The 23,519-nt window shown below is 61.1% G+C and carries 25 protein-coding genes; 22 read left to right on the forward strand and 3 right to left on the reverse strand.

Annotated features, from left to right (window positions below; genetic code table 11):
- The first annotated feature begins 74 nt into the window (after window positions 1–74).
- The 16 genes from flgG (at window position 75) to flgN (ending at window position 12,572) form a co-directional block, all read left to right on the forward strand.
- Window positions 75–863: a flagellar basal-body rod protein FlgG gene (gene flgG, locus PYK22_RS04510; protein ID WP_041974959.1), complete on the forward strand. Its 789-nt coding sequence runs from the start codon at window positions 75–77 to the stop codon at window positions 861–863.
- Between the two features lie 7 nt (window positions 864–870).
- Complete coding sequence (gene flgA, locus PYK22_RS04515) at window positions 871–1,845, forward strand: flagellar basal body P-ring formation chaperone FlgA (protein WP_041974961.1); 975 nt, start codon at window positions 871–873, stop codon at window positions 1,843–1,845.
- A 39-nt stretch (window positions 1,846–1,884) separates the two neighbouring features.
- On the forward strand, window positions 1,885–2,574 hold the full coding sequence (locus PYK22_RS04520; RefSeq protein WP_060635336.1) for a flagellar basal body L-ring protein FlgH: 690 nt from the start codon (window positions 1,885–1,887) through the stop codon (window positions 2,572–2,574).
- Between the two features lie 13 nt (window positions 2,575–2,587).
- Window positions 2,588–3,775: a flagellar basal body P-ring protein FlgI gene (locus PYK22_RS04525; RefSeq protein ID WP_083437608.1), complete on the forward strand. Its 1,188-nt coding sequence runs from the start codon at window positions 2,588–2,590 to the stop codon at window positions 3,773–3,775.
- A 42-nt stretch (window positions 3,776–3,817) separates the two neighbouring features.
- Complete coding sequence (locus tag PYK22_RS16370; protein ID WP_060635337.1) at window positions 3,818–4,717, forward strand: peptidoglycan DD-metalloendopeptidase family protein; 900 nt, start codon at window positions 3,818–3,820, stop codon at window positions 4,715–4,717.
- A 56-nt stretch (window positions 4,718–4,773) separates the two neighbouring features.
- Window positions 4,774–5,094 (forward strand): flagellar biosynthesis anti-sigma factor FlgM, encoded by a 321-nt coding sequence (flgM, locus tag PYK22_RS04535; RefSeq protein ID WP_157770674.1) that lies wholly within the window; start codon window positions 4,774–4,776, stop codon window positions 5,092–5,094.
- 66 nt (window positions 5,095–5,160) lie between these two features.
- On the forward strand, window positions 5,161–5,568 hold the full coding sequence (locus PYK22_RS04540; RefSeq protein ID WP_157770675.1) for a hypothetical protein: 408 nt from the start codon (window positions 5,161–5,163) through the stop codon (window positions 5,566–5,568).
- Complete coding sequence (flgK, locus tag PYK22_RS04545; protein WP_041974965.1) at window positions 5,559–6,944, forward strand: flagellar hook-associated protein FlgK; 1,386 nt, start codon at window positions 5,559–5,561, stop codon at window positions 6,942–6,944. The genes PYK22_RS04540 and flgK overlap by 10 nt, the downstream gene beginning before the upstream one ends.
- A 30-nt stretch (window positions 6,945–6,974) precedes the next feature.
- A complete protein-coding gene (gene flgL, locus PYK22_RS04550) occupies window positions 6,975–7,877 on the forward strand; it encodes a flagellar hook-associated protein FlgL (protein ID WP_083437609.1) in 903 nt (300 codons plus the stop codon).
- A gap of 7 nt (window positions 7,878–7,884) precedes the next feature.
- Window positions 7,885–8,319: a flagellar assembly protein FliW gene (gene fliW, locus PYK22_RS04555; protein WP_041974969.1), complete on the forward strand. Its 435-nt coding sequence runs from the start codon at window positions 7,885–7,887 to the stop codon at window positions 8,317–8,319.
- 36 nt (window positions 8,320–8,355) lie between these two features.
- A complete protein-coding gene (gene csrA / locus PYK22_RS04560) occupies window positions 8,356–8,610 on the forward strand; it encodes a carbon storage regulator CsrA (RefSeq protein ID WP_041974971.1) in 255 nt (84 codons plus the stop codon).
- A gap of 148 nt (window positions 8,611–8,758) precedes the next feature.
- Entirely contained in the window at window positions 8,759–9,634 is an 876-nt protein-coding gene (locus PYK22_RS04565) for a flagellin N-terminal helical domain-containing protein (RefSeq protein ID WP_041974972.1), read from the forward strand.
- 120 nt (window positions 9,635–9,754) lie between these two features.
- The gene (locus PYK22_RS04570) at window positions 9,755–10,120 is read left to right on the forward strand and encodes a flagellar protein FlaG (protein WP_162199794.1); all 366 of its coding nucleotides are present in this window, start codon (window positions 9,755–9,757) and stop codon (window positions 10,118–10,120) included.
- 12 nt (window positions 10,121–10,132) lie between these two features.
- Complete coding sequence (fliD, locus tag PYK22_RS04575) at window positions 10,133–11,575, forward strand: flagellar filament capping protein FliD (RefSeq protein ID WP_041974974.1); 1,443 nt, start codon at window positions 10,133–10,135, stop codon at window positions 11,573–11,575.
- 100 nt (window positions 11,576–11,675) lie between these two features.
- Entirely contained in the window at window positions 11,676–12,113 is a 438-nt protein-coding gene (gene fliS, locus PYK22_RS04580) for a flagellar export chaperone FliS (RefSeq protein WP_060635339.1), read from the forward strand.
- 15 nt (window positions 12,114–12,128) lie between these two features.
- Window positions 12,129–12,572, forward strand: a complete 444-nt coding sequence (gene flgN / locus PYK22_RS04585) for a flagellar export chaperone FlgN (RefSeq protein WP_041974976.1) — start codon at window positions 12,129–12,131, stop codon at window positions 12,570–12,572.
- A gap of 52 nt (window positions 12,573–12,624) precedes the next feature.
- Here flgN and PYK22_RS04590 read toward each other — a convergent pair whose 3' ends face one another.
- The 3 genes from PYK22_RS04590 to PYK22_RS04600 form a co-directional block, all read right to left on the reverse strand.
- Complete coding sequence (locus PYK22_RS04590) at window positions 12,625–14,025, reverse strand: sigma-54-dependent transcriptional regulator (RefSeq protein WP_041974977.1); 1,401 nt, start codon at window positions 14,023–14,025, stop codon at window positions 12,625–12,627.
- A gap of 194 nt (window positions 14,026–14,219) precedes the next feature.
- The gene (locus PYK22_RS04595) at window positions 14,220–15,584 is read right to left on the reverse strand and encodes a sigma-54-dependent transcriptional regulator (protein ID WP_041974979.1); all 1,365 of its coding nucleotides are present in this window, start codon (window positions 15,582–15,584) and stop codon (window positions 14,220–14,222) included.
- A complete protein-coding gene (locus PYK22_RS04600; RefSeq protein ID WP_041974981.1) occupies window positions 15,550–17,178 on the reverse strand; it encodes a sensor histidine kinase in 1,629 nt (542 codons plus the stop codon). Before PYK22_RS04600 ends, PYK22_RS04595 begins: the two co-directional genes overlap by 35 nt.
- Between PYK22_RS04600 and PYK22_RS04605 the strand changes: the two genes are divergently transcribed.
- The 6 genes from PYK22_RS04605 to rpe all read left to right on the forward strand — a co-directional run bounded on the left by PYK22_RS04605 (window position 17,155) and on the right by rpe (window position 23,509).
- Window positions 17,155–17,925 carry an MBL fold metallo-hydrolase gene (locus PYK22_RS04605; RefSeq protein WP_041974983.1) on the forward strand — a complete coding sequence of 257 codons (771 nt, stop codon included), beginning with the start codon at window positions 17,155–17,157 and terminating at the stop codon, window positions 17,923–17,925. The two genes, PYK22_RS04600 and PYK22_RS04605, sit on opposite strands and share 24 nt — an antisense overlap.
- Window positions 17,926–18,056: 131 nt before the next feature.
- Window positions 18,057–19,613, forward strand: coding sequence for an L-glutamate gamma-semialdehyde dehydrogenase (gene pruA / locus PYK22_RS04610; RefSeq protein ID WP_041974984.1), 1,557 nt, complete (start codon window positions 18,057–18,059; stop codon window positions 19,611–19,613).
- A 30-nt stretch (window positions 19,614–19,643) separates the two neighbouring features.
- Window positions 19,644–20,588, forward strand: a complete 945-nt coding sequence (gene fmt, locus PYK22_RS04615) for a methionyl-tRNA formyltransferase (protein WP_041974985.1) — start codon at window positions 19,644–19,646, stop codon at window positions 20,586–20,588.
- Between the two features lie 70 nt (window positions 20,589–20,658).
- The gene (rsmB, locus tag PYK22_RS04620; RefSeq protein WP_060635340.1) at window positions 20,659–22,008 is read left to right on the forward strand and encodes a 16S rRNA (cytosine(967)-C(5))-methyltransferase RsmB; all 1,350 of its coding nucleotides are present in this window, start codon (window positions 20,659–20,661) and stop codon (window positions 22,006–22,008) included.
- 140 nt (window positions 22,009–22,148) lie between these two features.
- The gene (locus PYK22_RS04625) at window positions 22,149–22,820 is read left to right on the forward strand and encodes a PASTA domain-containing protein (protein ID WP_162199795.1); all 672 of its coding nucleotides are present in this window, start codon (window positions 22,149–22,151) and stop codon (window positions 22,818–22,820) included.
- Window positions 22,817–23,509: a ribulose-phosphate 3-epimerase gene (gene rpe, locus PYK22_RS04630; protein WP_211197615.1), complete on the forward strand. Its 693-nt coding sequence runs from the start codon at window positions 22,817–22,819 to the stop codon at window positions 23,507–23,509. The genes PYK22_RS04625 and rpe overlap by 4 nt, the downstream gene beginning before the upstream one ends.
- The last annotated feature ends 10 nt before the right edge of the window (window positions 23,510–23,519 follow it).

A 23,519-nucleotide genomic window follows, 5' to 3' on the forward strand; every position in this document is an offset into this window, starting at 1 on the left:
ATCTCGAACGAACTCGGCAAACTGTAAAGCCCCGCGGGCGTGTCGAAGAACCTCAAATCGAAAGGAGAGATCTCATGAGCAGAGCTTTACATACGGCAGCGACTGGGATGATGGCCCAGCAACAGCAGATCGATAACATCGCCAACAACCTCGCAAACTCCTCTACCGTCGGTTTCAAGCGCACGCGCTTGGAGTTTCAAGACATCCTCTATCAAAACTTGCGCACGCCGGGCGCGGCGGCCAATTCGCAAACGACGCTGCCCGTCGGGTTGCAGATCGGTTTGGGCACGCGCGCCATCGCGAGCGAACGGATCTTCCTGCAGGGCGATTTTCAGCAGACGGAGAATCCGCTCGATCTCGTGATCGAGGGGAGCGGCTTCTTTCAGGTCCGCTTGGCGAGCGGAGAGATCGCCTACACGCGCGCCGGATCCTTCCACCTGAACGCTGAAGGGCAGATCGTGACGGCGACCGGCGAACCGTTGGAGCCGGCAATCACGATCCCGCGCGAGGCCACTTCGATCAACATCGGAGCCGATGGAACGGTGAGCGTCACGATGCCAGGGCAAGCCAACGCGCAGACGGTCGGACAGATTCAACTTGCGACTTTCGCCAATCCCGCCGGGCTAGAAGCGATCGGACGCAACCTCTTTCGCGAAACGGCAGCTTCGGGCCAGCCGACCGTAGGGACGCCGGATTCCAACGGATTGGGCCGGATCAATCAAGGGTTCGTCGAAGGATCGAACGTCAACGTTGTCGAAGAGCTGGTCCAGATGATCGCCGCTCAACGCGCTTACGAGACGAACTCGAAAGTCATCACCGCTGCCGATCGCATGCTCGCGACCATCAATCAAGCGGTGTCGTAATCCGACGATGATCTCGCGCATCATCACGCTGGCTACGCTCGCCATCCTCGTCGCCTCTCAGGCGCGCGGCGCGCAGAAAGAGGTGCGCGCGATTGTGCGTCTGCGCTCCGAGGCGGTGGCGCAAGCGGACGTTCTGACGCTGGAACAGATCGCCGAAGTGCGCGCTACAGATGAACAGGACGCGGCGCGGCTGCGGGCCATCTCGCTCGGTTACGCGCCGGCGATCGGAGCTGCGCGTCAATTGGGCCGCGCCGAGATAGCGCGCGCGATCATGGCCGCTGGCTTCCGTTCGGAAGAGGTCCAGTTCGACGGGCCCTCTTACGTCGTCGTGCGCCGCGCTTCGCAGCTCCTCGATGAGGAGTTGATACGCGCATCAGCCGAACGCGCCGCGCTCGCAGAACTTCAGGCTGCCGGGGTGACAGCGCGCCTCGCGAGATTGGACCTGCCACCGCAGATCGAAGTGCCGGCAGGACAAGTGGAGGTGCGGGCGACTGTCGGCGGCGTGCGCGATCTTTTCACGCCCTTCCCGCTCGCGATCGAGATCTCGGTCGACGGGCGCGTGTTTCGCCGTCTGACCGTCATGGCGCAAGTCGAAGCTTACGCGCCCGTGCTCGTCGCCGCGCGCGACATCGTCGCCAACAGGCGCGTGCGGGAAGATGACGTGACGATCGAGGTGCGACGCTTGAACCGGCCGTTCACGCACTATCTCCGCGATGAGAAGCAACTTCGCGGAATGTCCGCGAGCCGCTTGATAGCCAAAGGCGAAGCGATCACCACGGATGCGCTCTTTTCGGAGATCGTCGTGCGGCCCGGAGATCAGGTGCGTATCGAGGGCGAGAGCGATCGCGTGCGCGTCGTCGTTCTGGGCGAAGCGCGCGCTTCGGGACGGATCGGCGATCGCATTACGGTGAAGAACCTGCAATCCGGAGCTTTGTTGCAAGCGGTCGTCGTCGATGAAGGCGTCGTCAGCGTCCGCTTTTGAGCTTACGGCGTCCGAATCTGAGTATCGAGGAGTTCAGCGATGAGACGAAGAAATTTGTGGGCTTTGATCGTCATCGGCGCTCTGATCTGCGCGGGGCGGGCGCAAGAGAAGGGGACGGCTAAAAGAGGTGAATCGAATGGGCGGGCCGAGACGATGATCGAAAGTCAAACTTCAGTGGCCAACGGTTCGCTCTTCGTGCAGACCTCACCGATCACGGATCTTTACAGCGATTTCAAACCGCGCCGAGTCGGAGATCTGGTCTTCGTCGATGTCGTCGAGGATGTCTCCGCTTCCGTCACATCCGGCGCCAAGCGTTCGCGCGATTCCGGCACGCTCGGCGGACTCGTCACGGCGGCGGGAGCGTTGCCCATTCCGGGGGCTGGCATTGCGGCTGGCGTGTTGGGAGCGTTAGGGTCGCGTAAGTATGAGGGGAGCGGTTCGACTGAGCGGCAGAGCAACGTGCGAGCGCGCATCGTCGCGCGCGTCGTCGAAGTGTTGCCGAACGGCGATCTGCGCATCGAGGCGCGCAAACTGGTCCGGGTCAACAAGGAGACGGAGACGCTCTTGCTGGCTGGCATCGTGCGTCAGCGCGACGTGGCGGCGGACAACACCGTGCCGACTACGGCGATCGGCGATCTGCGCGTCGAGTTGAACGGCAAGGGAGTTGCCTCTGCCGACAATGCGCCGGGTTGGCTCTTCCGGCTCTTCGAAAAGATCGCGCCATTCTGAGGGCAGACGGATTATGAGCGGACTCTGGAAAAAAGCGCGAAAATCGCGCACGAGGGAAGGCAATCCGCGCGATCGCGTGAGCGTGAAGAAGCTCTTCGCCATCATCTTATGGGCGCTCTTGGGAACCGTTTGGGCCGCGTCGCAGAACGTCAATCGTTTGACGGTGCGCGTCAAAGATATCGCCGAGATCGAAGGCGTGCGTTCAAATCAGCTCATCGGTTACGGCGTCGTCATCGGCCTGAATCGCACGGGCGATCGCGTGCAGCAGAACCTCTATGCGCGGCAGACTTTGCAGAATCTGCTCGAGCGCATGGGATTGACGGTGACAACCGATGCGCTCCGGCCCGAAAACATGGCGACCGTGCTCGTGACGGCGACGCTCCCGCCTTTTGCGCGCCCGGGGACGAAGATCGACGTGACCGTCTCATCGATCGGCGATGCGCGTTCGCTTCAGGGCGGCACGCTCGTCCTGACGCCCTTGCGCGGCATAGACGGGCAGGTTTATGCGATGGCGCAAGGACCAGTCTCAGTCGGCGGAATCTCGGCGGGCGAGCAGGGCAACTCGGTCGAGGTTAACCATCCGACGGTCGGGCGCGTGCCGAACGGCGCGATCGTCGAGCGCGAAGTGGCGACCAGTCTGGCACCGGGCGGACGATTGACGTTGGTGTTGCGCCAAGATGATTTCACCACGGCGGCGCGTCTAGCCCGCGCCGTCAACGCCAAATTCGGCTCAGGCACCGCGCAGGCTCTGGATGGGCGAAACGTCGAGGTCTTCTTGCCGACCAATTGGCAAGGAGATCGCGTCGGATTCATCGCTGAGCTCGAATCTCTCCGCGTCGAAACGGATACGGTCGCCAAGGTCGTCATCAACGAGCGCACAGGGACGATCGTGATGGGCGGCAATGTCCGGCTCTCGTCGGTCGCCATCTCGCAAGGCGGCATCACCGTGCGCATCGGGACCGAGTACGAGGTCTCGCAACCCGGTCCGCTGTCGAGAACCGGCGAGACGGCGGTCGTTCCGCGCACGACCGTCGAAGTCAAAGAGCGGAAGCCCGAATCGGTCATCCTACCCGATGGCGCGACGGTCGATGAGGTCGTGCGCGGTTTGCGTGCCGTCGGAGTCTCGGCGCGCGACATCATCAGCATCTTGCAGGCGATCAAAGCCGCCGGAGCGCTCGCGGCGGATCTAGAGATGCAGTGAAAGATTTCGCGGAAGGCTCCATATCGTTCGCTCCGATTCAAGATGGATATCGCTCACATTACGGATTCCGTTCCCACATCGGTCGAGGCTTCACGGCGGCACGCCAAGGCGCGGCGTGCGGCGCAGGAGTTCGAAGCCCTGTTGCTCAATCAGATAACTTCTGCGCTCGTGCCTTCGGAAGATGAGGATGAAGAAAGCCTTTTCAGCAGCGGCGCGGGCGGCGTCTATCACCAGATGTTCGGCGAGGAGATCGCGCGTGCGGCGGCGCGTGGCGGAGGAGTGGGCATCGCCGATCTGATCCTGAAAAGTCTCAAGCTCGAAGAGACGACATCGAAGCCGACGCTCATCGAACGCGCGCGCGAAGGGATGCGTCTAGGACACACGGAAGGCGCGGCAACTGAAGCTGGCACGGCGACGAAAGATTCACGCGCCGCGTCGGAGGCGCGGCCCGAAAGCATCGAAAAACTTGTGCGCCCGCGGCGCGTGTTCGCCGATACGGGCGCAGATGAAAAGGCCACGGAGACGCATTTGAAGCTGCCTCTGTGGGGGCGCATCAGTTCATTCTTCGGCTTGCGCCGCGATCCGATCAACGGGCGGAGGCGCCATCACGCTGGCGTCGATCTTGCCGCTCCGCGCGGAACGCGGATAGAGGCTGCCGGCGATGGCAAGGTCGTCTTCGCCGGGAAACGGCGCGGTTACGGCAACACGATCATCATTGAACATGCGGATGGGCGAAGGACGCTCTACGCGCATGCCGAACGCCTTCTGGTCCATTCGGGCGAGCGCGTGCGCGAAGGTCAAACCATTGCGACGGTTGGTTCTACGGGGCGAGCGACGGGGCCGCACCTGCATTTCGAAGTGATCGAAGCGGGAAGGCGCGTCGATCCGTTGCGCGAGGTCGAGGGGCGAAGGGCTAATGATTTGGCCACGGCGAGCCGATAAGTGGCTTGAGAGAGCACCGGCCCGAAGATCTCTCGAACGCCGCAATGGAGGAGCAGATGAACAGAGTCGATCTGAACAGCAGTCCGGACGTGGACCAAACGCGCGTCAACCCGACGCGGGCGGTTGAACGTTCGACCGAAATCAAGCGGATGGATGAAGCGCGGCGCGGTGAAGAATCCGATCGCGTCAGTTTGTCGGAACGCGCGGCGAAGATCCAAGAACTCACGAAGCGAGCGCGCGAAACGGCAGATATCCGCGAAGATAAGGTCGAGGGGTTGAGGCGCTTGGTCCAGTCAGGGCGGTATGATCCGTCGCCGCAGGATATCGCCGAGGCGATCATCCGGCACGAGGCGGAATTGAAGAGTCGGAGATCTTGAAGCTGCAATCGTTTCACTTTCCCGTGCGCCATGCAAGACGAACTTCTTAAACGAGCCGCGACATTGATGACCGAACAGATCGCCGCTTATGGCCGGTTAAGTTCCATCTGCTCGCAGTTGATGGTTGCGCTCGCGCGCGATGTGCCCGAGGCGATCGAGTCGGTCGTGCGGGCGGGCGACGCCGAGATGCTCCGCATGCGCGCGCGGTTGGTCGAATTGGTCAACACGCTCGCCGCCTTCGCCGACGCGCGTTCCGCTCATCCGGCTCCGATCAGCGATGAAGCGCGGGCGGCTTTCGAAAAAGCCTCGGCGGAGCTTCTCGACGCGGCGCGTAGCTTCCAGCGCATTCGCCGGCGCGCGGCGACGCTAGCGAATAACGGTTCGGTCTTCACCGCTGCCTGCATGGAGATGCACGGCGTGCGGCCAGTCACCTATAGCCTTCCTCTGACGCGAGGTTCGACTAAATGGGCGTAAACTTCTCGGCATTTGAGATCGGACGACGTGCGCTGCGCGCGCAACAGCTCGGGATCGCGGTGACGGGGCAGAACATCGCCAACGTCAACACGCCCGGTTACGCGCGCCAACAGCTCCTGCTCGCGCCCGCTCCGCCTTCGGGGACCGGCTCGATTCAGATCGGAATGGGCGTTGTCGTCGAGGGCGTGCGCGCGATGCGCGATCGCTTCATCGAAGCGCGGTTGCAGCGCGAGACGGCGATCGCGGGGCGATTGAACGCTGAACGCGATACCTTCTCCATCATCGAGAACGCTTTCGGCGATCCGACGAACGGCGGCATTCAACAAGCGCTGACCAACTTCTTCGGCGCATTCCGCGATCTCGAAGCTAATCCGACATCGGTGCCCCTGCGCACCTCGGTCATCGCGCGGGCCGTCGAGTTGACGAACGCTTTCCATCAAACGCGCGCGCGGTTGCTGTCCGTCTACCAAGATGTGCAGAGCGAGATGTCTTCGCTCGTCGATGAGGTCAATAGGGTGGCGGCGCAGGTAGCGGACCTCAATCGGCAGATCGCTGCAAACAGCGGCGCCGGCACGGATACTTCGGCGCTCGAGGATCAGCGCAACGAGGCGATCAAGCGGTTGGCGGAACTGGTCGGGGTGAGCGCGACGGAGAACCCGAACGGGATGGTGACGCTCACCTTCAGTGATGGTCGAGCGCTGGTCCTTAACGATCGCGCGTTTGAGCTGGGCATGATCGGCGTGCCGAACGGCGTTCCGACCATGACCCTTGATGGACAGGCGATCACGATCGATAGCGGGCGTATCGGCGGTTTGCTGAACGCTGTCGGCGCCGTCGATGGCCATCTCACGGCGCTCGACGATCTGGCTGCCGCGTTCGCCGCGCGCGTCAATCAGCTTCACTCATCGGGCGAAGATTTGGACGGCAACGCTGGCGGCGTTCTCTTCGTCGCGGCGAACGCCATGCCGATCAATGCCGCGAACATCGCGGTGGACCAGAACCTACAGAACAACCCTCGCCGCGTCGTCGCAGCAGCCGCCGGGGCCGGAAGCGGCGATGCGTCGGTGGCGCGCGCGATCGCCAATCTCATTTCGGATTCGACGCAGACCGTAGGGACGCGGACCGGCTCGTTCACCTCGATCTATGCCTCGATCGTCACCGATGCTGGCGACATGCTGCGCACGGCGGAGGATAATCTCGCCGCTCAACAAGCGATCGTCGCGCAGGTCACCGCGCAACGCGAGAGCGTTTCGGGCGTCTCGCTCGACGAGGAGGCGATCAATCTGTTGCAGTATCAGCGAGCTTACGAAGCCGCGGCGCGCTTCCTCAAGGTCGCTGACGAGATGACGCAGACTCTGATCGCGCTGGGCCAGTGAGACTTCAAAAATCCAAGGAGTGCAGTTCCGATGCCTTTCCGTGTCACAGATTCGTTGATGAGCGCGCGATTGATTGAACAGCTTGCGACCGCGCGCCAGAGGCAAGCCAAAGCGCAGGAACAGATCGCGAGCGGCAAACGCATCAATCGCCCGTCCGACGATCCGGTCGGGGCGGAAAAGGTGATGAACATCCGCGTGTCGCAGGCTGCGCTCGAACAGTTCAAGAAGACGGTCACGCAAGCGGATGAGAAATTGCGCGTCGGCGACAATGCGCTCGAATCCTACGAGCAGCTGCTCGACCGCGCGGGCGCGCTTCTGGCGCAAGGGTTGTCGGATTTCACGACCCAGGACGCGCGCCAATCTCTCGCCGTGGAGATCGACGGATTGCGCGAGCGAGCGCTCAGCATCGCGCAGATGAAGCATGGGGATGAATATCTGTTCGGCGGCACGCGCCAAGATCAACCGCCTTTCGATTCGACGGGCGCTCCGGCTCCGACCCCGTCGAGCGAGCAACTGTTGCAGATCGAGCCTGACGCCCCGCCCGTCATTACGGGCGTGCGGGCCGAAGATGTCTTCAGCGATGGTTCCGGTTCGATCTTCGATCTTCTTTCGGCGGCGGCGACGGCTCTGCGCGGAACGGGCGATCCGGTCGCCGATCGCGCGACGCTTGAAAACGCCATGGGGCGGCTCAAGGCGCTGACCAGCCAAGTTCAAGCGTCGCGCACGCGGTTAGGCGTCGCGATGGAACGGGTTGAGTCCGTCGGTTCACGACTCGATGCGGACAATCTCTCACTCGAGACGATCGCGCAGCAGTTCGAATCGGCGGATTTCGCCGAAGCGGCGGTCAGATTCACGGAGGCTTCGAACTTGATCGAGGCGATCACACAGAGCGCGCGGCTCAATCGCAACTCGATCGTTGACATCCTCGGTTGATTGGATCATGCCAGAAGTGAAGATCCAGGGAGCGTCGCTCGCCTACGAAGAATCGGACGTGATCAACTTTGCAGAAGGGTTGATCGGGTTGCCGCGGCTTCGTCGGATGGTGCTCGTCAAACAGACGGACGTCGAACCGTTCCTGTGGCTCGTGCCGCTCGATGATGAACGGCTCGCTTTCCTCGTCGTCGATCCGCGCGCTCTCTTCCCCGGCTACGCGCCGAGCTTCCCAGCTGAACTCAGGGATCGAATCGGACTCGGCGAAGATGAGAAGCCGCTGATGTTGAGCATCGTCGTCGTTGGTCGAGATCTCCGCAGTTCGACGGTGAACCTGCGCGCGCCGCTCATCATCTCGCCGCGCTCGATGCGCGGCACGCAAGTCGTCCTGACCGAGAGCGATTATCGCGTAGATCATCCATTACCGGTCGCTCTCGCCGCTTAAGATCGCGCCTTCGATTGGAAAATAGGTGGCAGGTGCATGCTCGTACTTTCCAGACGCGCCGGAGAGAAGGTGGTCATCGGTAACGAGATCGTCATCGAAGTTTTGGCGATCAACGGAAACGTGGTGCGCCTCGGCATCACCGCGCCGCGCTCGACTTCGGTCCACCGGTTCGAAGTCTTCGCTGAGATCGAGCGGGCGAACCGTGCGGCGGCGGAAGCGCAAGGCTTGCATCGAGAGATGATCGAACGAGTCGCGGCCCAGTTGCGCAAGGATGACGCCAAGGATAGATGAAGCAAATCTTCCGAGGCGCGCTAAAGTTCGCGCCCTCTCTCTCCGATAAGATGGTTGAAACGGGACGCATGATGCGCTCCCACAAAAACGGAACGGAAGCCAACGCACGGACGCGGCGGCTTAAAAACATGTTCACGGAGGAACACTAATGTCATTCTCGCTTGTCAACAACTTAGCTTCACTCGACTCTCAATCGCGTTTGTCCGCCACATCGGCCAAACTCAACCGCACTTTGCAACGCCTCTCCTCGGGCTTGCGCATCAATAATTCCGGAGATGATGCGGCCGGTTTAGCCATCGCCAACGTGTTTCGCAACGATATCGCCAAGCTTAGCCAGGGCATTCGCAACGCGAACGATGGCGTTTCAACGCTTCAAATCATCGATGGCGGTTTGGCGACGATCTCCACACTGCTCGACCGCGCCATGACGCTGGCGACGCAATCGGCGTCAGATACATTCACGGGCGATCGCAACACGCTCAACAACGAACTTCAGAAGGTTGTGGCGGAGATCTCCCGCCAGGCGCAAAACATCGGTTTGGCGAGCAACAATGCTACTGATCCCGGTTGGGATCGCTTCGCCAAAACGCTGAACGTGTTCATCGGCGGCGGTACGACGGCCACTTCAAGCAACAACTCGGTAACAATTGACCTTTCGGGTGTCAACGTGGATGCTGCCGGATTGGGTTTTGCCACTTATTCTGGCGGTACCTATACCTCGACTATTGACATTTCCACACAAGCGAACGCCACGACGGCAATTCAAACGATCAGGACGGCGGTCGACACGCTCGGCGTGGTGCAAGGTAAAGTCGGTGCCGGTCAGAACAACCTCGCGCAGGCGATCGATCTGGCGACTTCGCAGTTGACCAACTTCCAAGCGGCGGAATCGCGCATCCGCGATGCCGATATCGCGGCGGAAGCGTCGGATCTATCGCGCTTGACGATTCTGCAACAGGCTGGCGTGGCCGCTCTGGCCCAAGCCAATCAATCGAACCAGGCGGTGCTTTCGTTGCTCCGATAGTGGCGTGGGCGACGACTTCGACAAGGGGGTAAGGATGCTAGAGCGAGCTTCGCCACGGGGCTCGCTCTAGCACATTAGTCGTTCTCGATCGTTCTTTTGCGGAAGCGAAGGCGTATGAGCATGGCCATCACAGGAACGAGTTTGGCTGTTTCGACCTCATATCATGGCAATGGGGCTAATTTGGCCGGGACCGCACAGGCGGCGCTTTCATCTCCACCCCAGTCGTCAAAGATCGCGAGCCCCATTCGAAATGAACTGCCTGCGCCAGAGGGCGATTGGCGAAAGCTCGAGAAGCTTGCCGATCTGCTTCAGCCATTTCAAATCGCGTTGAAGTTCAGCCGTGATGATGAGACCGGAGCGATCGTCATCCAGGTCTTCGATGAACGGACGGGGGAGATGTTACGCCAGATCCCGCCCGAAGCTATGCTCCGGCTCTCGGCAGAGCTCGGCAAACTCCAGGGACAAGTCTTTAATCGGCGGGCGTGAAGAGGTTTCTCTATGGCAAGCATCACTGGCGCGAGCAACAGCGTCTCGAATAGCAATCTCGGTCTGACAAGCTACAGCAGCGGCATAGATTTCGGCGTCCTCATCGACGCGATCGTCGCGCGCAGCAGCCTTCCGCTCCAGCAGTTGCAATCGCAGCGGAGCACGATTCAGGCGCGCGTCGATGCTTTGCGCGAACTCAACTCACGCTTGATCAAGCTGACCGACGCGGTGCGCGCCCTTTCAGACGAAACGCTCTCCGCCACGCGCGCGGCCACCTCATCCAATACTTCCGTCGCGACGGTTACCGCGAGCGACGGAGCGACGCCAGCGACCATCAACTTGACCGTCACTCGTCTGGCGACGGCGTTTGCGCAAGCTTCGCGCTCCTTCTCATCGCCGAACGATCCGGTGTTGGCCGCGGGCGCAACAACCGCGACATTTGAATTGCGGAAGGGCGGCGCTTCAAGTGGGCCGACGATCACGATCGATACGACGAACAATAGCTTAGCGGGATTGCGCGATGCGATCAACGCGGCAAATGCTGGCGTGACGGCAACGATCGTTGATACGAGCGGCAACGGCACGGAATATCAATTGGTGCTCACTTCGACCGAGACGGGCGCGAGCAATCGCGTCGAGTTGGTGGAGACGAGCGGCACGGGAACCGATGCTAATCTGAACTTGCGCACGCTCAATTCGCTCGGCTCGCCAGCTGACTATTCCCAGCTCGATGCGGAGGTCTCGATCAATGGGTTGGTGGTCCATCGCGCGACGAACAAGATCTCCGATCTCGTCGCCGGCGTCACTTTCGAATTGAAGGCGACAGGGACGACAACCGTCAGCGTGGCGAATGACACGCAAGCGGTCGCCAATAAGATCAAAGCCTTCGTCGACGCCTATAATTCCGTGCAGGATTTCATCCTGTCGCAACAGAACGATCCATCGGGTAAAGCGGGCGGGCCGCTCGCTGCCGACGCGACTTTGCGCGCCGTGCAACGCAATCTGCGCGATGCGTTGTCGGCCTCGGCTGTGAATGACGGCGGAGCTTTCACGAACTTGACCGAAATAGGGATCGGGCGCGATGAGCAGGGCAAGCTGACGCTCGATCAAGCGAAACTCGACGACAGATTGAGGAACGCTTTCAGCGACACGATCGCGCTGTTAGCCGGGAAAACTTCAAGTAACGTTGGGCTCGCCGATCAGATCTTGACGGTAAGCTCTTCGATGAGCGATCAAATCTCAGGCTCGGTGCAATCGGCCATCAAAGGTTACACCGATTCTGTTTCGCGCCTCGACAAGCTGATTGCGGATCAACAGGCGAGACTCGACGCCTTGCGCCAGAGCTTGACGCGACAGTTTGCCGCCGTCGATGCCGCGATCAGCCAGTTGAACGGGCAGGGGACGGCTCTGAGCAACATCATCAAATCGTTGCAACCGCAGAGCAATAACAAATAGCGAGCTTGCGACAAGGATTCAAGCTCGCGGCAGCGATTGCCGATAAATCAAATGGACGTTGAAGGGCAGATAGCCGAGACGTCGGATCGAAGGGAAGAAGATGATACCCGTTAAGACGCACGCGCTGGCAAGCTATGGGAAGATAGCCAACGCTGAAACGGATCGGTTGCAACAGATCATCATGCTCTATGATGGTGCGATCCGTTTCCTGCGCTTGGCCGTCACTGACATCGAAAACAAGGATCTTATTGCGAAGGCCGAACACACGAGCCGCGCGCTCGATATCATCGCCTATCTGCAGGCTATCTTAGATTTCGAACGCGGTGGCGAGGTGGCCCGCACGTTAGATGGCTTCTACGGTCAGATCTCTGCCCTCGTGTTGCGCGCGAGCGCTACGCTCGATGCCGCGCTGATGAGTCGCGCGGCGGATCTACTCGTTCCGGTGCGCGACGCTTGGGCGGAAGCGCGCGCCTCTCAACTCGTCGCCTCACCGGTCCTCTCGCCACATGCCGATCAGCCTGTTCTAGCGCGCCCGTAGATCAACTTTTAACCAATGGCTTTGAAGAAGATCAATGCCCACGCCGATTCGCTCATCGAACTGCTGATCGCGCAGTGTCGCGACCTCGAACGCTTGCTCGAGCTTTCACGGCGCGAAGCCGCCGCGCTCGAACGCGAGGATTTCTCCGCTCTGCTCGAAACGGTTCGCGAACGGGCGACGCTCGGGGAGCGATTGGAGGTCTATCATCGCCAGTTGGCCGAATTGCGCGCAGAGATGGGCGAGGATCTCGCGCCCGGACTGAAGAATGAATGGGCCAGTCGGACCATCGAGCTTGCGATGGAGATACAGGCCCAAGACGCGGAAACTCGCGCGGCGCTCATCCTCATGCGCCAGAAGACGGGCGAACAGTTGGCGCTCTTAAAACAGGCGCGCCATCAGGTGAGCGCTTATCTTAATGAAGGGCGGAGACTGCCGATCGCATGCGATCGCTTGGCTTAAAATCGCTGAAGAGACCGGTGAGCGTCACAGCGCACGCAGCTTCAAATGGCGCTCACGTCCCTTCCTCCGTGTTGATCTGCAACCTCTTCAGCTTTTCGACGAAGGTCGTGCGCTTCATGTTGAGCAGCTTGGCCGCTTGCATCTTGTTGCCATTGGTCTTGGCTAGCGATTGGAGCAATAGCTCGCGCTCAACTTGCGAGACGACCGCCTCGAAATTCAACCCTTCGTCCGGTATCGCCGCCTCAGCGAGCGCCGCCGAAGCTGAGATGGGCGAAATGCCCGTTGCCGCGCCGCCGCGCACCTCTTCGGGAAGGTCTTCGAGCGTGATCTTCGTCCGCTCGCCGGAAAGGACCGCCGCCCGCTCCATCGCGTTCTGCAACTGGCGGACGTTGCCGGGCCAGCGATAGGACATGATGGCTTGCCACGCTTCATCCGAGATCGCCTTCAAAGGCAACCCCGTCGTCTGGCAGAAGCTGCGTAGAAGATGTTCGGCCAGCGGGCGGATGTCCGCCGGACGGTCCTTGAGCGGAGGCAACTTCAGATGGACGACATTGAGCCGGTAGTAGAGATCGGAACGGAATTGTCCGTTGGCGATGCGTTGTTCGAGATCAGCGCTCGTCGCCGCAATGATGCGCACATCGACGCGCACCGTGCGCGAACTGCCGAGCCGCTCGAATTCGCGCTCCTGCAGCACGCGCAGCAGCTTGGCCTGCAGCGGCAAGCTCATGTCGCCGATCTCGTCGAGAAAGAGCGTGCCTCCTTGAGCTTGTTCAAAGCGACCTTCGCGCGAGGTGTGCGCGCCGGTAAAGGCTCCTTTGACGTGGCCGAAGAGTTCGTCTTCGAGAAGCTGCTCCGGCACGGCGGCGCAGTTCATCGCGACAAATGGCCGATCGCGCCGCGGACTCTGTTCGTGTATGGCGCGCGCGATGACCTCTTTGCCCGTTCCAGTCTCACCGGTGATAAGCACCGTAGTGTTGAACGGGGCGATGGCGCGCACCTGTTCGAGCACGCGCCGCATCGCCGGAGATTCCGTAATGATCTGAGTCTTGCGGGCACCATTGCCATTGACGATGGGGCGCTTGCGCGCAATGGCGCGTTCGGCGGCGACGCGAACCGCGCTCGAGAGCGTGTCGAGTTGAAAGGGTTTGGTGATGAAATCGATCGCGCCGCGTTTCATCGCCTCGACGGCGATGTCGATCGTCCCATAGGCGGTCATCACGATCGTGACGATGCCGGGCGAAACGCGCTCTAAATGGAGCAGAAGATCGAGCCCGGACATGCCCGGCAAGGCGATATCCGTGACCAGAACGTCGAAACTCTTCTGCCCGAGCCGCTCCAAAGCCTCCTCGGCCGTGGCCACTCCTTCGGCTTCGTATTGGTCGAGCGCGGCTGCTTCCAGCAGCAGGTGGCGCAGGCGGTCTTCATCTTCGACAAAGAGGATGCGAGTCTTCATAAAGCAGGCAGCCTTCGGACTTCGTGAACCTTTCTTCGAGAACCTCCGCGATTCTGTCAAGTCGGTTCGAAGTTTGAACAAAGCGGCAGTGTTTGACACTGCACAAGGCTTTTGAATAGTAATCGATTCGCAATGAAAAGGCAATCTTTTCATTCAAACCTTTGTCCAGCAAGGTTTTGTTTGGCGGAATGGCCTCACGGCGTCAATTCGAGGCCGTAGCGGGCGGCCATGCGGTAGAGGGTTTTACGGTTGATGCGCAGTATTTCGGCGGCGCGTTTGCGGTTCCCGCCCGTCATCTCGAGCACGTAGAGCAGGTAACGTTTCTCCAACTCGGCCAGCGAGGGGAGATCGGAGAAGAGCTCGGCGAGTCTATCTTCTGTCGAACATGGCGTTGGAGAGTACAGCTTGGGCGGGAGGTCATCTTCAGAGATCTGGCCGTCTTGGTCGAGAAGGATGGCACGTTCAATGACGTTCTCCAGTTCGCGCACGTTACCCGGCCACGAGTATTCGAGCAGGCGGTTCATCGCCTGTTTGGCGATGCTGGGCAATGGGCGCCCTTGAGGGGCGTGTTTGCGTAGGAAGTGTGTGACCAGAAGCGGGATATCTTCGCGCCGTTCCCGTAGCGGCGGAAGATGTATTTGGATGACGTTCAGCCGGAAGAAGAGATCGCTGCGGAACGCCCCTTCGCTGACGAGCCTTTCCAGATCGCGATTGCTTGCGGCGATGATGCGCGCGTGGACGCGAACGGGCGTGTTCCCCCCGACGGGGATGACTTCGCGTTCTTGGAGCACACGCAGCAGTTTGACTTGCAGGCTTGGGCTCATCTCGCTCACTTCGTCGAGGAAGACCGTGCCGCTTCCAGCCTGTTCGAAGATACCTCGTTTGTTGCTGATGGCGCCGGTAAAGGCTCCTTTGACGTGGCCGAAGAGTTCCGATTCGAGCAGCGTTTCGGTCAGCGCGCCGCAGTTGATGCCGATGAACGGTTGGTCGCGGCGCGGGCTATGTTGATGGATGGCGCGGGCGACGAGCTCTTTGCCGGTACCCGATTCGCCGATGATGAGAACGGCGGTCGGAGCATCGCAGACGCGCGCGATCAGTTTGTAGACCTCGAGCATCGCGGGCGTGCGTCCGACCAATCCGGTCAACGCTTCGCTTTCTGGCGCATCTTCGACTTCCGTCAAGCGGTGGCGCGTTTCGAGCGCGCGCCGCACGGTTGTGACGAGCGCGTCAATGTCGAAAGGTTTGCTGATGTAATCGAAAGCTCCTTCCTTGACCGCGCGGATGGCCGTATCGATCGAGCCGAAGGCGGTCATCAGGATGACCGGGACTTGCGGGTGCGTGCGGCGCAGATGATCGAGCAGGGTCAAGCCATCCAGCTTTGTCCTCATGCGGATGTCGCTGACGAGGACGTTAGGTTGAAAGTCGGCGATGGTGGCGAGCGCCTCTTCTCCGCTTTGAGCGAAGCGGGCGATAAAACCTTCGCGGGTGAAGACCTCGCACAGAAGATCGCAGGTCACCGGGTCATCATCGACGATCATGATGCGCGGAGAGTGCGACATCCTTTTCGCCCTCCTTCATTTCGAGTTGCTGTGACGGCGACATTGCGGGGAGCGTCAGGCGGAAGATCGCGCCTCGTTCGGCGTTCGGGATCGCTTCGATCTGGCCGCCGTGTTCGCGCATGATCTCGCGGGCGATCGCCAGACCGAATCCGCTTCCGGATGGTTTGGTGGTCCACATAGGTTCGAATAGATGTTCGAAGTCTTCCGGGGCGATGCCCGTTCCCGTATCGCGGAAGATGATCTCGATCGTGTGCTCGCCATAAAGCGCGGTTGTGATCTCGATTCGTCCGCCGTCGGGCATCGCGTCGAGGCTGTTATTCACGAGATTGAGGAAGACTTGGCGGAAGGCATCTTGATCGACGCGCGCGGGCGGAAGGGTGGGCGCAAGCCCGATGCGCGTCTCGATGCGCCGTTCATCGAGCGTCGGTTTGACGAGCGCGAGGAATTCGCGGATGAGCGCGTTCACGTCGCTCTCAACGAGCGCGGGGCGCGGGCGGTGAGTGCGCGCCAGAAGCTTTTTGACGATGCCGACGATGAAATCGAGTTGCGTTTCGATGATCTGGATGCGACGTTGCGCTTCGGTGTTTTGTGGGAAGGAACGGGCGAGCAACTTGAGGTGGCCGGAGATCGCGTTGAGCGGCGTTCCGATCTCGTGAGCGAGCGAGGCGGTCAGTTGTCCGATGACCGCGAGGCGTTCGGAGTGAGCCAAGCGTTGCTGGGCTTTGAGGAGTTGTTCGTTGGCGAGCCGCGCTTCTTGTGTCGCGCGCTCGACCTCCTGGCGCAATCGGTCGTTGAAGCTGCGAATCTGCGTGATCAATTCTTCGCGCTCGCGGTGGCGTTCGCTGATCTCATCCATGAGCGAATTGAAGCTTCTCGCTATCTCACCCAATTCGTCATCGCGCCGGACGCGGGCACGAACCTGTAGATCCCCGCAGCGCGCTTGAGCCATCGCTTGAACGAGATCGCGTGCCGGGCGTCGGAAGAAGAGGGCGAAGAGCAGATAGAAGAGGGTGACCGAGGCCAGAACGGCGCCGCTCAGGACGAGATTGTGTTGGCGTTGGAGACGATTGACGAAACCGCTCTGCGAGCTTTTCAAAACGAGCGCGCTGATGTAGCCGTTGCCATCGCCATCATCGCGGTCGTTGATCGCGACGGTGATCTCCCAATAACGCGCGCCGTTACGTTCCGTTTCAATCGAGAAGACTTCGGGCAACGGGTGGTCCAGTTCGCCGAGTTCGTTGTCCGGCGTGTGTTCATCGAGCACGGGAAGGCGCGGCGCTTCGGGCGCCGTGGTGGCGATGAGCTCCAATCCTCGCGGCGTGGAGCGGTAGGCGTCCAATTGCTTGAAATCGCGGCGCGAGCTGATGATCAGCTGCATCTCCTGCTGCAGATCATCGGGCGTGCGAAAATAGTTGTGCGTCGCGGTCCGTTTGGCGAGCGTGATGACTTGACTGATGGCGTTGTTGTAGCGGTAATCTTCGACGAGCGCGCCCGTGATCAGGCCGTGCAGGTAGGATGAGATGAGCAGGATGAGCGTCATCGTGCCCGCAGCGAGAAGGAGTATCTTCCATTGAAGGTTGATTCGAAAACGCATCGTTCTTCGCCCCTCGTTTCGGAAGCCGAATGTTGGGAAGTCGAGCCGCTCATCGCGGGCGATCCGCTAAGAGCGAGCGTCGTTCTAGCGCGCCGCGGCGCGGAGGTCGCTCTGTTCGATACCGGGCTGGCGCAGCACGAGGCTTCGTTGCGCGCCGCGCTCGCCGCCCGCGGGCTTACGCCCGATGATGTCACTTTGGTCTTCAACACGCATACGCACGTCGATCATTCACACAACAGCGCGCTCTTCGGGCGCGCGCGCATCTACTGTTCGGCGCGCGATCGTCAATGGACGCGCGCGCTGCATGCGGCGCTCGTTCGCGCCGAGCGGTTCGATTCGCCCGAACTCGACGAATTTTATCCCGAACTCGGCGCGATTGACTACGATCCGAAGATCGTGCGCAAGATGTTCGAGATCGAAAAACTGCTCTGGGACGAAGCGCGCATCGGAGCTGAAGACCGGTGCGTGTGGTTGGAAGAGGCGGAGCTGCCCGCCGGCATTCGCGCCGTTGCGACTCCCGGGCATGTGCCGTATCACACTTCGTTCGTCATCACGACGCGGACGCGCCCGGTGATCGTCGCCGGAGACGCGCTTCTAATGCGCGGCGAAGCACAGGGGAACTTGCAGTTGATGCCTCCTCACGATAGCGCCGCCTATCGCCGTTCGCAGCTTTTGGTGCTCTCCCTCTCGGGGTTGATCGTTCCCGGGCACGATGCGCCTTTCGAGAACCATTCGGACCGATGCTGAGCGGAAAGCGCATCGTGCTCCTTCGATTCATGAGAGGGGCTTCGATCGCCGTTTGCTTTTTGCGCGAGGCTGCGATTAAAGTTCACGCTTGAGGGAAGATCGATCGGCAAAAGGACCAAGGAGCTTCGATCATGCGCAGCGAATTCAGGAATGAACCACTGACCGATTTCAGCCGCCCTGAGAACGCGCAAGCGATGCGCGCGGCGATCGAGAAGGTCCGCGGCGAATTGGGGCGCGAATATCCGCTCGTCATCGGCGGCGAGCGGTTAAGGTCTGGACGCACGTTCGATAGCATCAATCCGGCCCGCAAGACCGAAACGGTCGGGCGCTTTCAAAGGGCGACGGAGGAGCAGGCGCGCCGCGCCGTCGAAGTCGCGCACGAGGCCTTTCGATCGTGGCGCTGGACCAGTCCTGAAGAACGGGCCGAGCTTCTGTTCCGCGTCGCCGCTAAGATGCGCGAGCGAAAGCACGAGTTGTCGGCGTGGATGATGTATGAAGTCGCCAAGACCTGGCCCGAGGCGGACGCAGATACGGCTGAGGCGATAGACTTCTGCGAATTTTACGGGCGCGAGATGCTGCGCTATGCCGAACCGCAGCCGCTCGTGCGCATCCCGAGCGAAGATAACCATCTCGAATACATTCCGCTCGGGGTCTGCGCCGTGATCCCGCCGTGGAACTTTCCGCTCGCGATCATGTGCGGCATGACGGTCGCCGCCATCGTCACGGGAAACACCGTCGTGCTTAAGCCTTCGTCAGATTCTCCGACGATCGCCTACAAATTCTTCGAGATTTTGGAGGAAGCCGGCGTGCCCGCCGGCGTCGTCAACTTCTTGACCGGGTCGGGCGGGGAGGTTGGCGACGCGATCGTCGATCATCCGAAGACGCGCCTGATCGCCTTTACGGGATCGAAAGAGGTCGGCATCCGCATCAACGAGCGCGCCGCTCGAGTCCATCCCGGCCAAATCTGGCTCAAGCGCGTGATCGCCGAGATGGGCGGCAAAGACGCGATCATCGTCGAAGCGGACGCCGATCTAGACGATGCGGCGCTCGGAGTGGTCCAGTCGGCCTTCGGTTTTCAAGGGCAGAAATGCTCCGCCTGTTCGCGCGCCATCATCAATGCCGACATTTACGACGAGATGATAGAACGCATCGTCGCGCGCGCCGAGAAACTGCGCGTCGGCGATCCGACCGATCCAGAGACCAACATGAGCGCCGTCATCAACGAGAAAGCGTTCCGCACCATCAACGACTATATTCAGAGAGGGCAAGCGGAAGGCGGGCGTTTGGTCTTCGGCGGCGGGTCGGATGGCGAGCAGGGGTTCTTCATCGAACCGACCGTGATCGCGGACGTTCGACCGGGCCAGACGATCGAGCAGGAAGAGATCTTCGGACCGGTCTTGGCCGTGATCCGCGCGCGCGATTACGACGAAGCGTTGCGGATCGCCAACGACACGGAATATGGTTTAACCGGTTCGGTCTACACGACAGATCGGGAGAAGATCGCGCGGGCGGCACGCGAGTTCCACGTCGGCAACCTTTACATCAACCGCAAGTGCACAGGGGCGCTCGTCGGCGTGCATCCGTTCGGCGGATTCAACATGTCGGGCACCGACTCGAAAGCGGGCGGGCGCGACTATCTGTTGCTCTTCTTGCAGGCCAAAGTCTGGTCCGAAAAGTTGCGCGTTTGATGCGCGCGAGATCGCGGGCGAAGTGCTCCTATGCGTTTGGTTTTTATGGGAACGCCTGAGTCGGCGGTGCCGACGTTGGCGCGGTGTCTCGCCGATGGCCACGAGGTCGTCGCGGTTTGGACGCAGCCGGACCGGCCCGCCGGTCGCGGCGGGAAGGTTAGACCGTCGCCGGTCAAAGAGTTCGCTTTGAAGCATGGATTGAAGGTCCATCAGCCGGATAGGATCAAGACGCCTGAGGCAGCAGCGCTCTTCGCTTCGCATGAAGCGGATGTCGCCGTCGTCGTCGCGTATGGGCGGATCCTGCCGCCTGAGTTCTTACGCGCGCCGCGTCGCGGTTGCATCAACGTACATTTCTCTTTGCTGCCGAAGTATCGTGGAGCTGCGCCGGTCAATTGGGCCATCATCCGTGGAGAGCGCGAAACCGGCGTGAGCACGATGCTGATGGATGAGGGGTTGGATACCGGACCGGTCTTTTTGCAGCGGGCAACGGCGATCGGCGCCGAGGAGACGGCGCCGGAATTGATGGATAGGCTCGCGCGGATGGGCGCGGAACTGCTGAGCGAGACGCTGCGCCGTCTCGATGAGCTCGAACCGCAGCCGCAAAATGAGGCCGAGGCCAGTTTCGCTCCGCTGTTGAAGCGCGAGGATGGGCGAATAGACTGGACCAGCGATGCCGCTTCGATCGAGCGGCGAGTGCGTGGGCTACAACCGTGGCCCAACGCTTTCACGACCTTTCGCCACAAACGGCTGATCATCTGGCGGGCGCAACCCGAGATGCGCGCGGAGGGCTTACACGCGCAACCGGGCGAGGTGATCGAGGCGCAGGGCGAGCGTTTGATCGTCGCCTGCGGCGAACAGACGGCGCTCCGTCTGCTCGAGGTGCAGCCGGAGGGGAGGCGCCGGATGAGCGCGCGGGATTTCCTAAACGGCATGCGCGTCGTCGTTGGAGAAGCGATGGAGTCAATCTCAGCGTGATCGGTTCGGCACAAGGGCGGGCCCTCTCGCTCGAACGTTCAACGGGCGGAAGTGAAGAGGCGCGTCGGGGGTGAAGAAGGCGGAGAGAGCGCGGCGAACGTCGGATGCTCGACTCGCGGCGTTTCACATCTTGCGGCGGGTCGAAGAAGAGGGGGCATATTCTTCGATCTTGCTCGCGCGGACGACGGACGAACTGAACGCGCCGGACCGAGCGCTCTGCTACGAACTGGTGCTTGGGGTGTTGCGGCGCCAGATCTGGCTCGATAGATTGATCGAGCACTACGCCGAACGGCCCGCCGACGATCTCGATCCCGCCATCCGCCGCACGCTCCGATTGGGGTTGTATCAACTCCGTTTTCTGACGCGAATCCCGGCTTCAGCGGCGGTCAACGAATCGGTCAATCTCGCACGTCGCGTGCGACAGAGAAGAGCCGCCGGTTTGGTCAACGCCGTGTTGCGCCGGGCCGCGCGCGAACTCGAGTACGATCCCGCAGCGGAAATAGAGGATCCGATCGAGCGCCTTGCCGTCCAAACATCACATCCGCGGTGGTTGATCAGTAAATGGATCGCGCAGATCGGAGAGCAGGAGACGGAGGCGTTCGCGCAAGCCAACAACGAACCGGCCCCCATCTCCTTCCGCTTGACGCTCAAGGGGCGCGAAGAAGAAGTCTGGCGGAGATTGCAGGATGATGGCCGACTCGAAGCGTCGAAGATCGTGCCGGGCGCTTGGCGTGCGATCGAGGTGCCGAGCGCGGCGCTGCGCGAATTGATCGCCGCCGGGAAGATCTACTTGCAGGATGAAGCCTCTCAATTGGTCGCGCACGTGTTGGGAGCGCAAGCCGGCGAGCGGGTGTTCGACGCTTGCGCGGCGCCGGGCGGCAAGACGACGCACATCGCGAGCCTTACGCGCGATCTTGCCTTGATCATCGCTGGCGATGTGCACGCGCATCGTTTGCGCACGGTGCGCGATCTGGCGCACAGACAGGGCATCAGTCGAGTCCATCCGGTCGTTCTGGATGCGGAGAAGAGTTTGCCGTTCGGCGATGAGAGTTTCGATCGGGTGTTGGTCGATGCGCCTTGCTCGGGAACCGGCACGTTGCGGCGCAATCCGGAGATCCGTTATCGCTTGGTGCCGGGCGATTTCGCGGAGCTGCGGGCGCGGCAGAGGCGCATCCTCGCGCACGCGAGTCGCGTCGTGCGTCGCAAGGGGCGTTTAGTCTACTCGACGTGTTCCGTCGAATTCGAGGAGAACGAAGAGGTCGTGAACGAGTTCTTACGCGCGCATCCGGAGTTTACGGTGGTTGCCGAAGCTGTCCCCGCGAGGTTCCGCACACCGCTCGGGGGAGCGCGGACATGGCCGCATAGGGAAGGTTCCGACGGTTTCTTTATGATCGTCTTCGAACGCGACGGTAATCCTTGAAGCCATTTGAGCGGACGGCTGTGGAACGAGCGCTTGAGCCTTGCGATGCGCTTCGGCTCATCGCTTGCTGCCTGTTGTGGGCAGATGATAGACTTCGCCTCGAAAGCATGGCGGAACGCAAAGCGAGTCGAGAGGCGGAGATGGGCGCGATATGGAGACGCTTGGCGATCATCATCGCGACCGCCGCGATGTTCTTCATCGGATTGGTTGGCACCGTTTACTTGTCTTTGCGCAGTTCCGAAGTGCGAGTGCCGAACGTCGTCGGGCGTAGTCGTTGGGATGGCGAGGCTGAATTGGAGCGAATCGGTCTGAAGATGCGCGTTCGCGTGACGCGCCCAAGTTTGAAAGTCAGTCCGGATACGATCTTGGACCAGTCGCCGCGCGCTGGCGAAGTGGTCAAAGTCGGGCAGACCATCGCCGTCGTCGTCAGCCGCGCGCCGATCGGCGGCGAGGTTGAGGCTCTGCAAGAGTCAGAAAAAGCGGCACAAGAAGCAGCAGCGCAACCGACGCCGATGCTCGAAAACGCCAATCGAAATGAGCGGCGGCGCGTCGAAAACAAGAACGCCAATCACAACGCTAACGTCAATGGCAATCTTAACGTGAACGCCAACGCGAACCACAATCTTAACGCCAATCTCGGCGCGAACGTCGGCGCGAATCTCAACCTGAATCAGAATCGCCGCTTGCCATCGAACGCGAATAACGCGAATGCGGGGACGCGCATGAACACGAACGCGAACCACAATGTGAATCGAGCGCGCACGACGACGAACGTCAACCGACCGCGTATGCCCGCAGAGAGGCAGCCTTGAGCGAAAGGAGCGGCATCAAAAGCGTCATGGCGGAGATCGCCCCTTCAATCTTAGCTGCCGATTTCGCGCGTCTCGGCGAGGCCGTGGAAGCCGTCGAGCGCGGCGGGGCGGCGATCATCCACGTCGATGTGATGGATGGCCATTTTGTCCCGAACATTACGATGGGATTGCCGATCGTGCGCTCGTTGGCGCGCGTGACGCGGCTCCCGCTCGATGCGCATCTGATGATCGCCGAGCCGGCGCGTTATGTGGCGCAGTTCGCTGAGGCGGGGGCGCGTATGGTCTCGGTTCACGTTGAAGCCGAGACCCATTTGCACAGAACGCTCATGGAGATCAAGCGGCATGGCGCGCTGGCTGGCGTCGCGATCAATCCCGCGACGCCCCTGGTCCTTTTAGAAGAGGCGCTGCCCTATGCCGACTACGTCGTGTTGATGGCGGTCAATCCCGGTTTCAGCGGGCAGGCGTTCATCCCGACGACGATCGATAAGCTGCGACGATTGCGTCGCATGATCGTCGAACGTCGCGTGGCAACGAGGATCGAAGTCGATGGCGGGATAGAGCTTGAGAACGCGGCTGAAGTGGCGGCTGCCGGCGCGGACATCATCGTCGCCGCGACGGCGGTGTTCGATAGCGCAGATCCGGCTGAGGCGGTTCGGAAGCTACGCGAGGCCGCCGTGCAATGGGTTTAACGAAGGTGCG

It is taken from the genome of Pyrinomonas methylaliphatogenes, from assembly GCF_000820845.2.
GTDB classification, from domain to species: domain Bacteria; phylum Acidobacteriota; class Blastocatellia; order Pyrinomonadales; family Pyrinomonadaceae; genus Pyrinomonas; species Pyrinomonas methylaliphatogenes.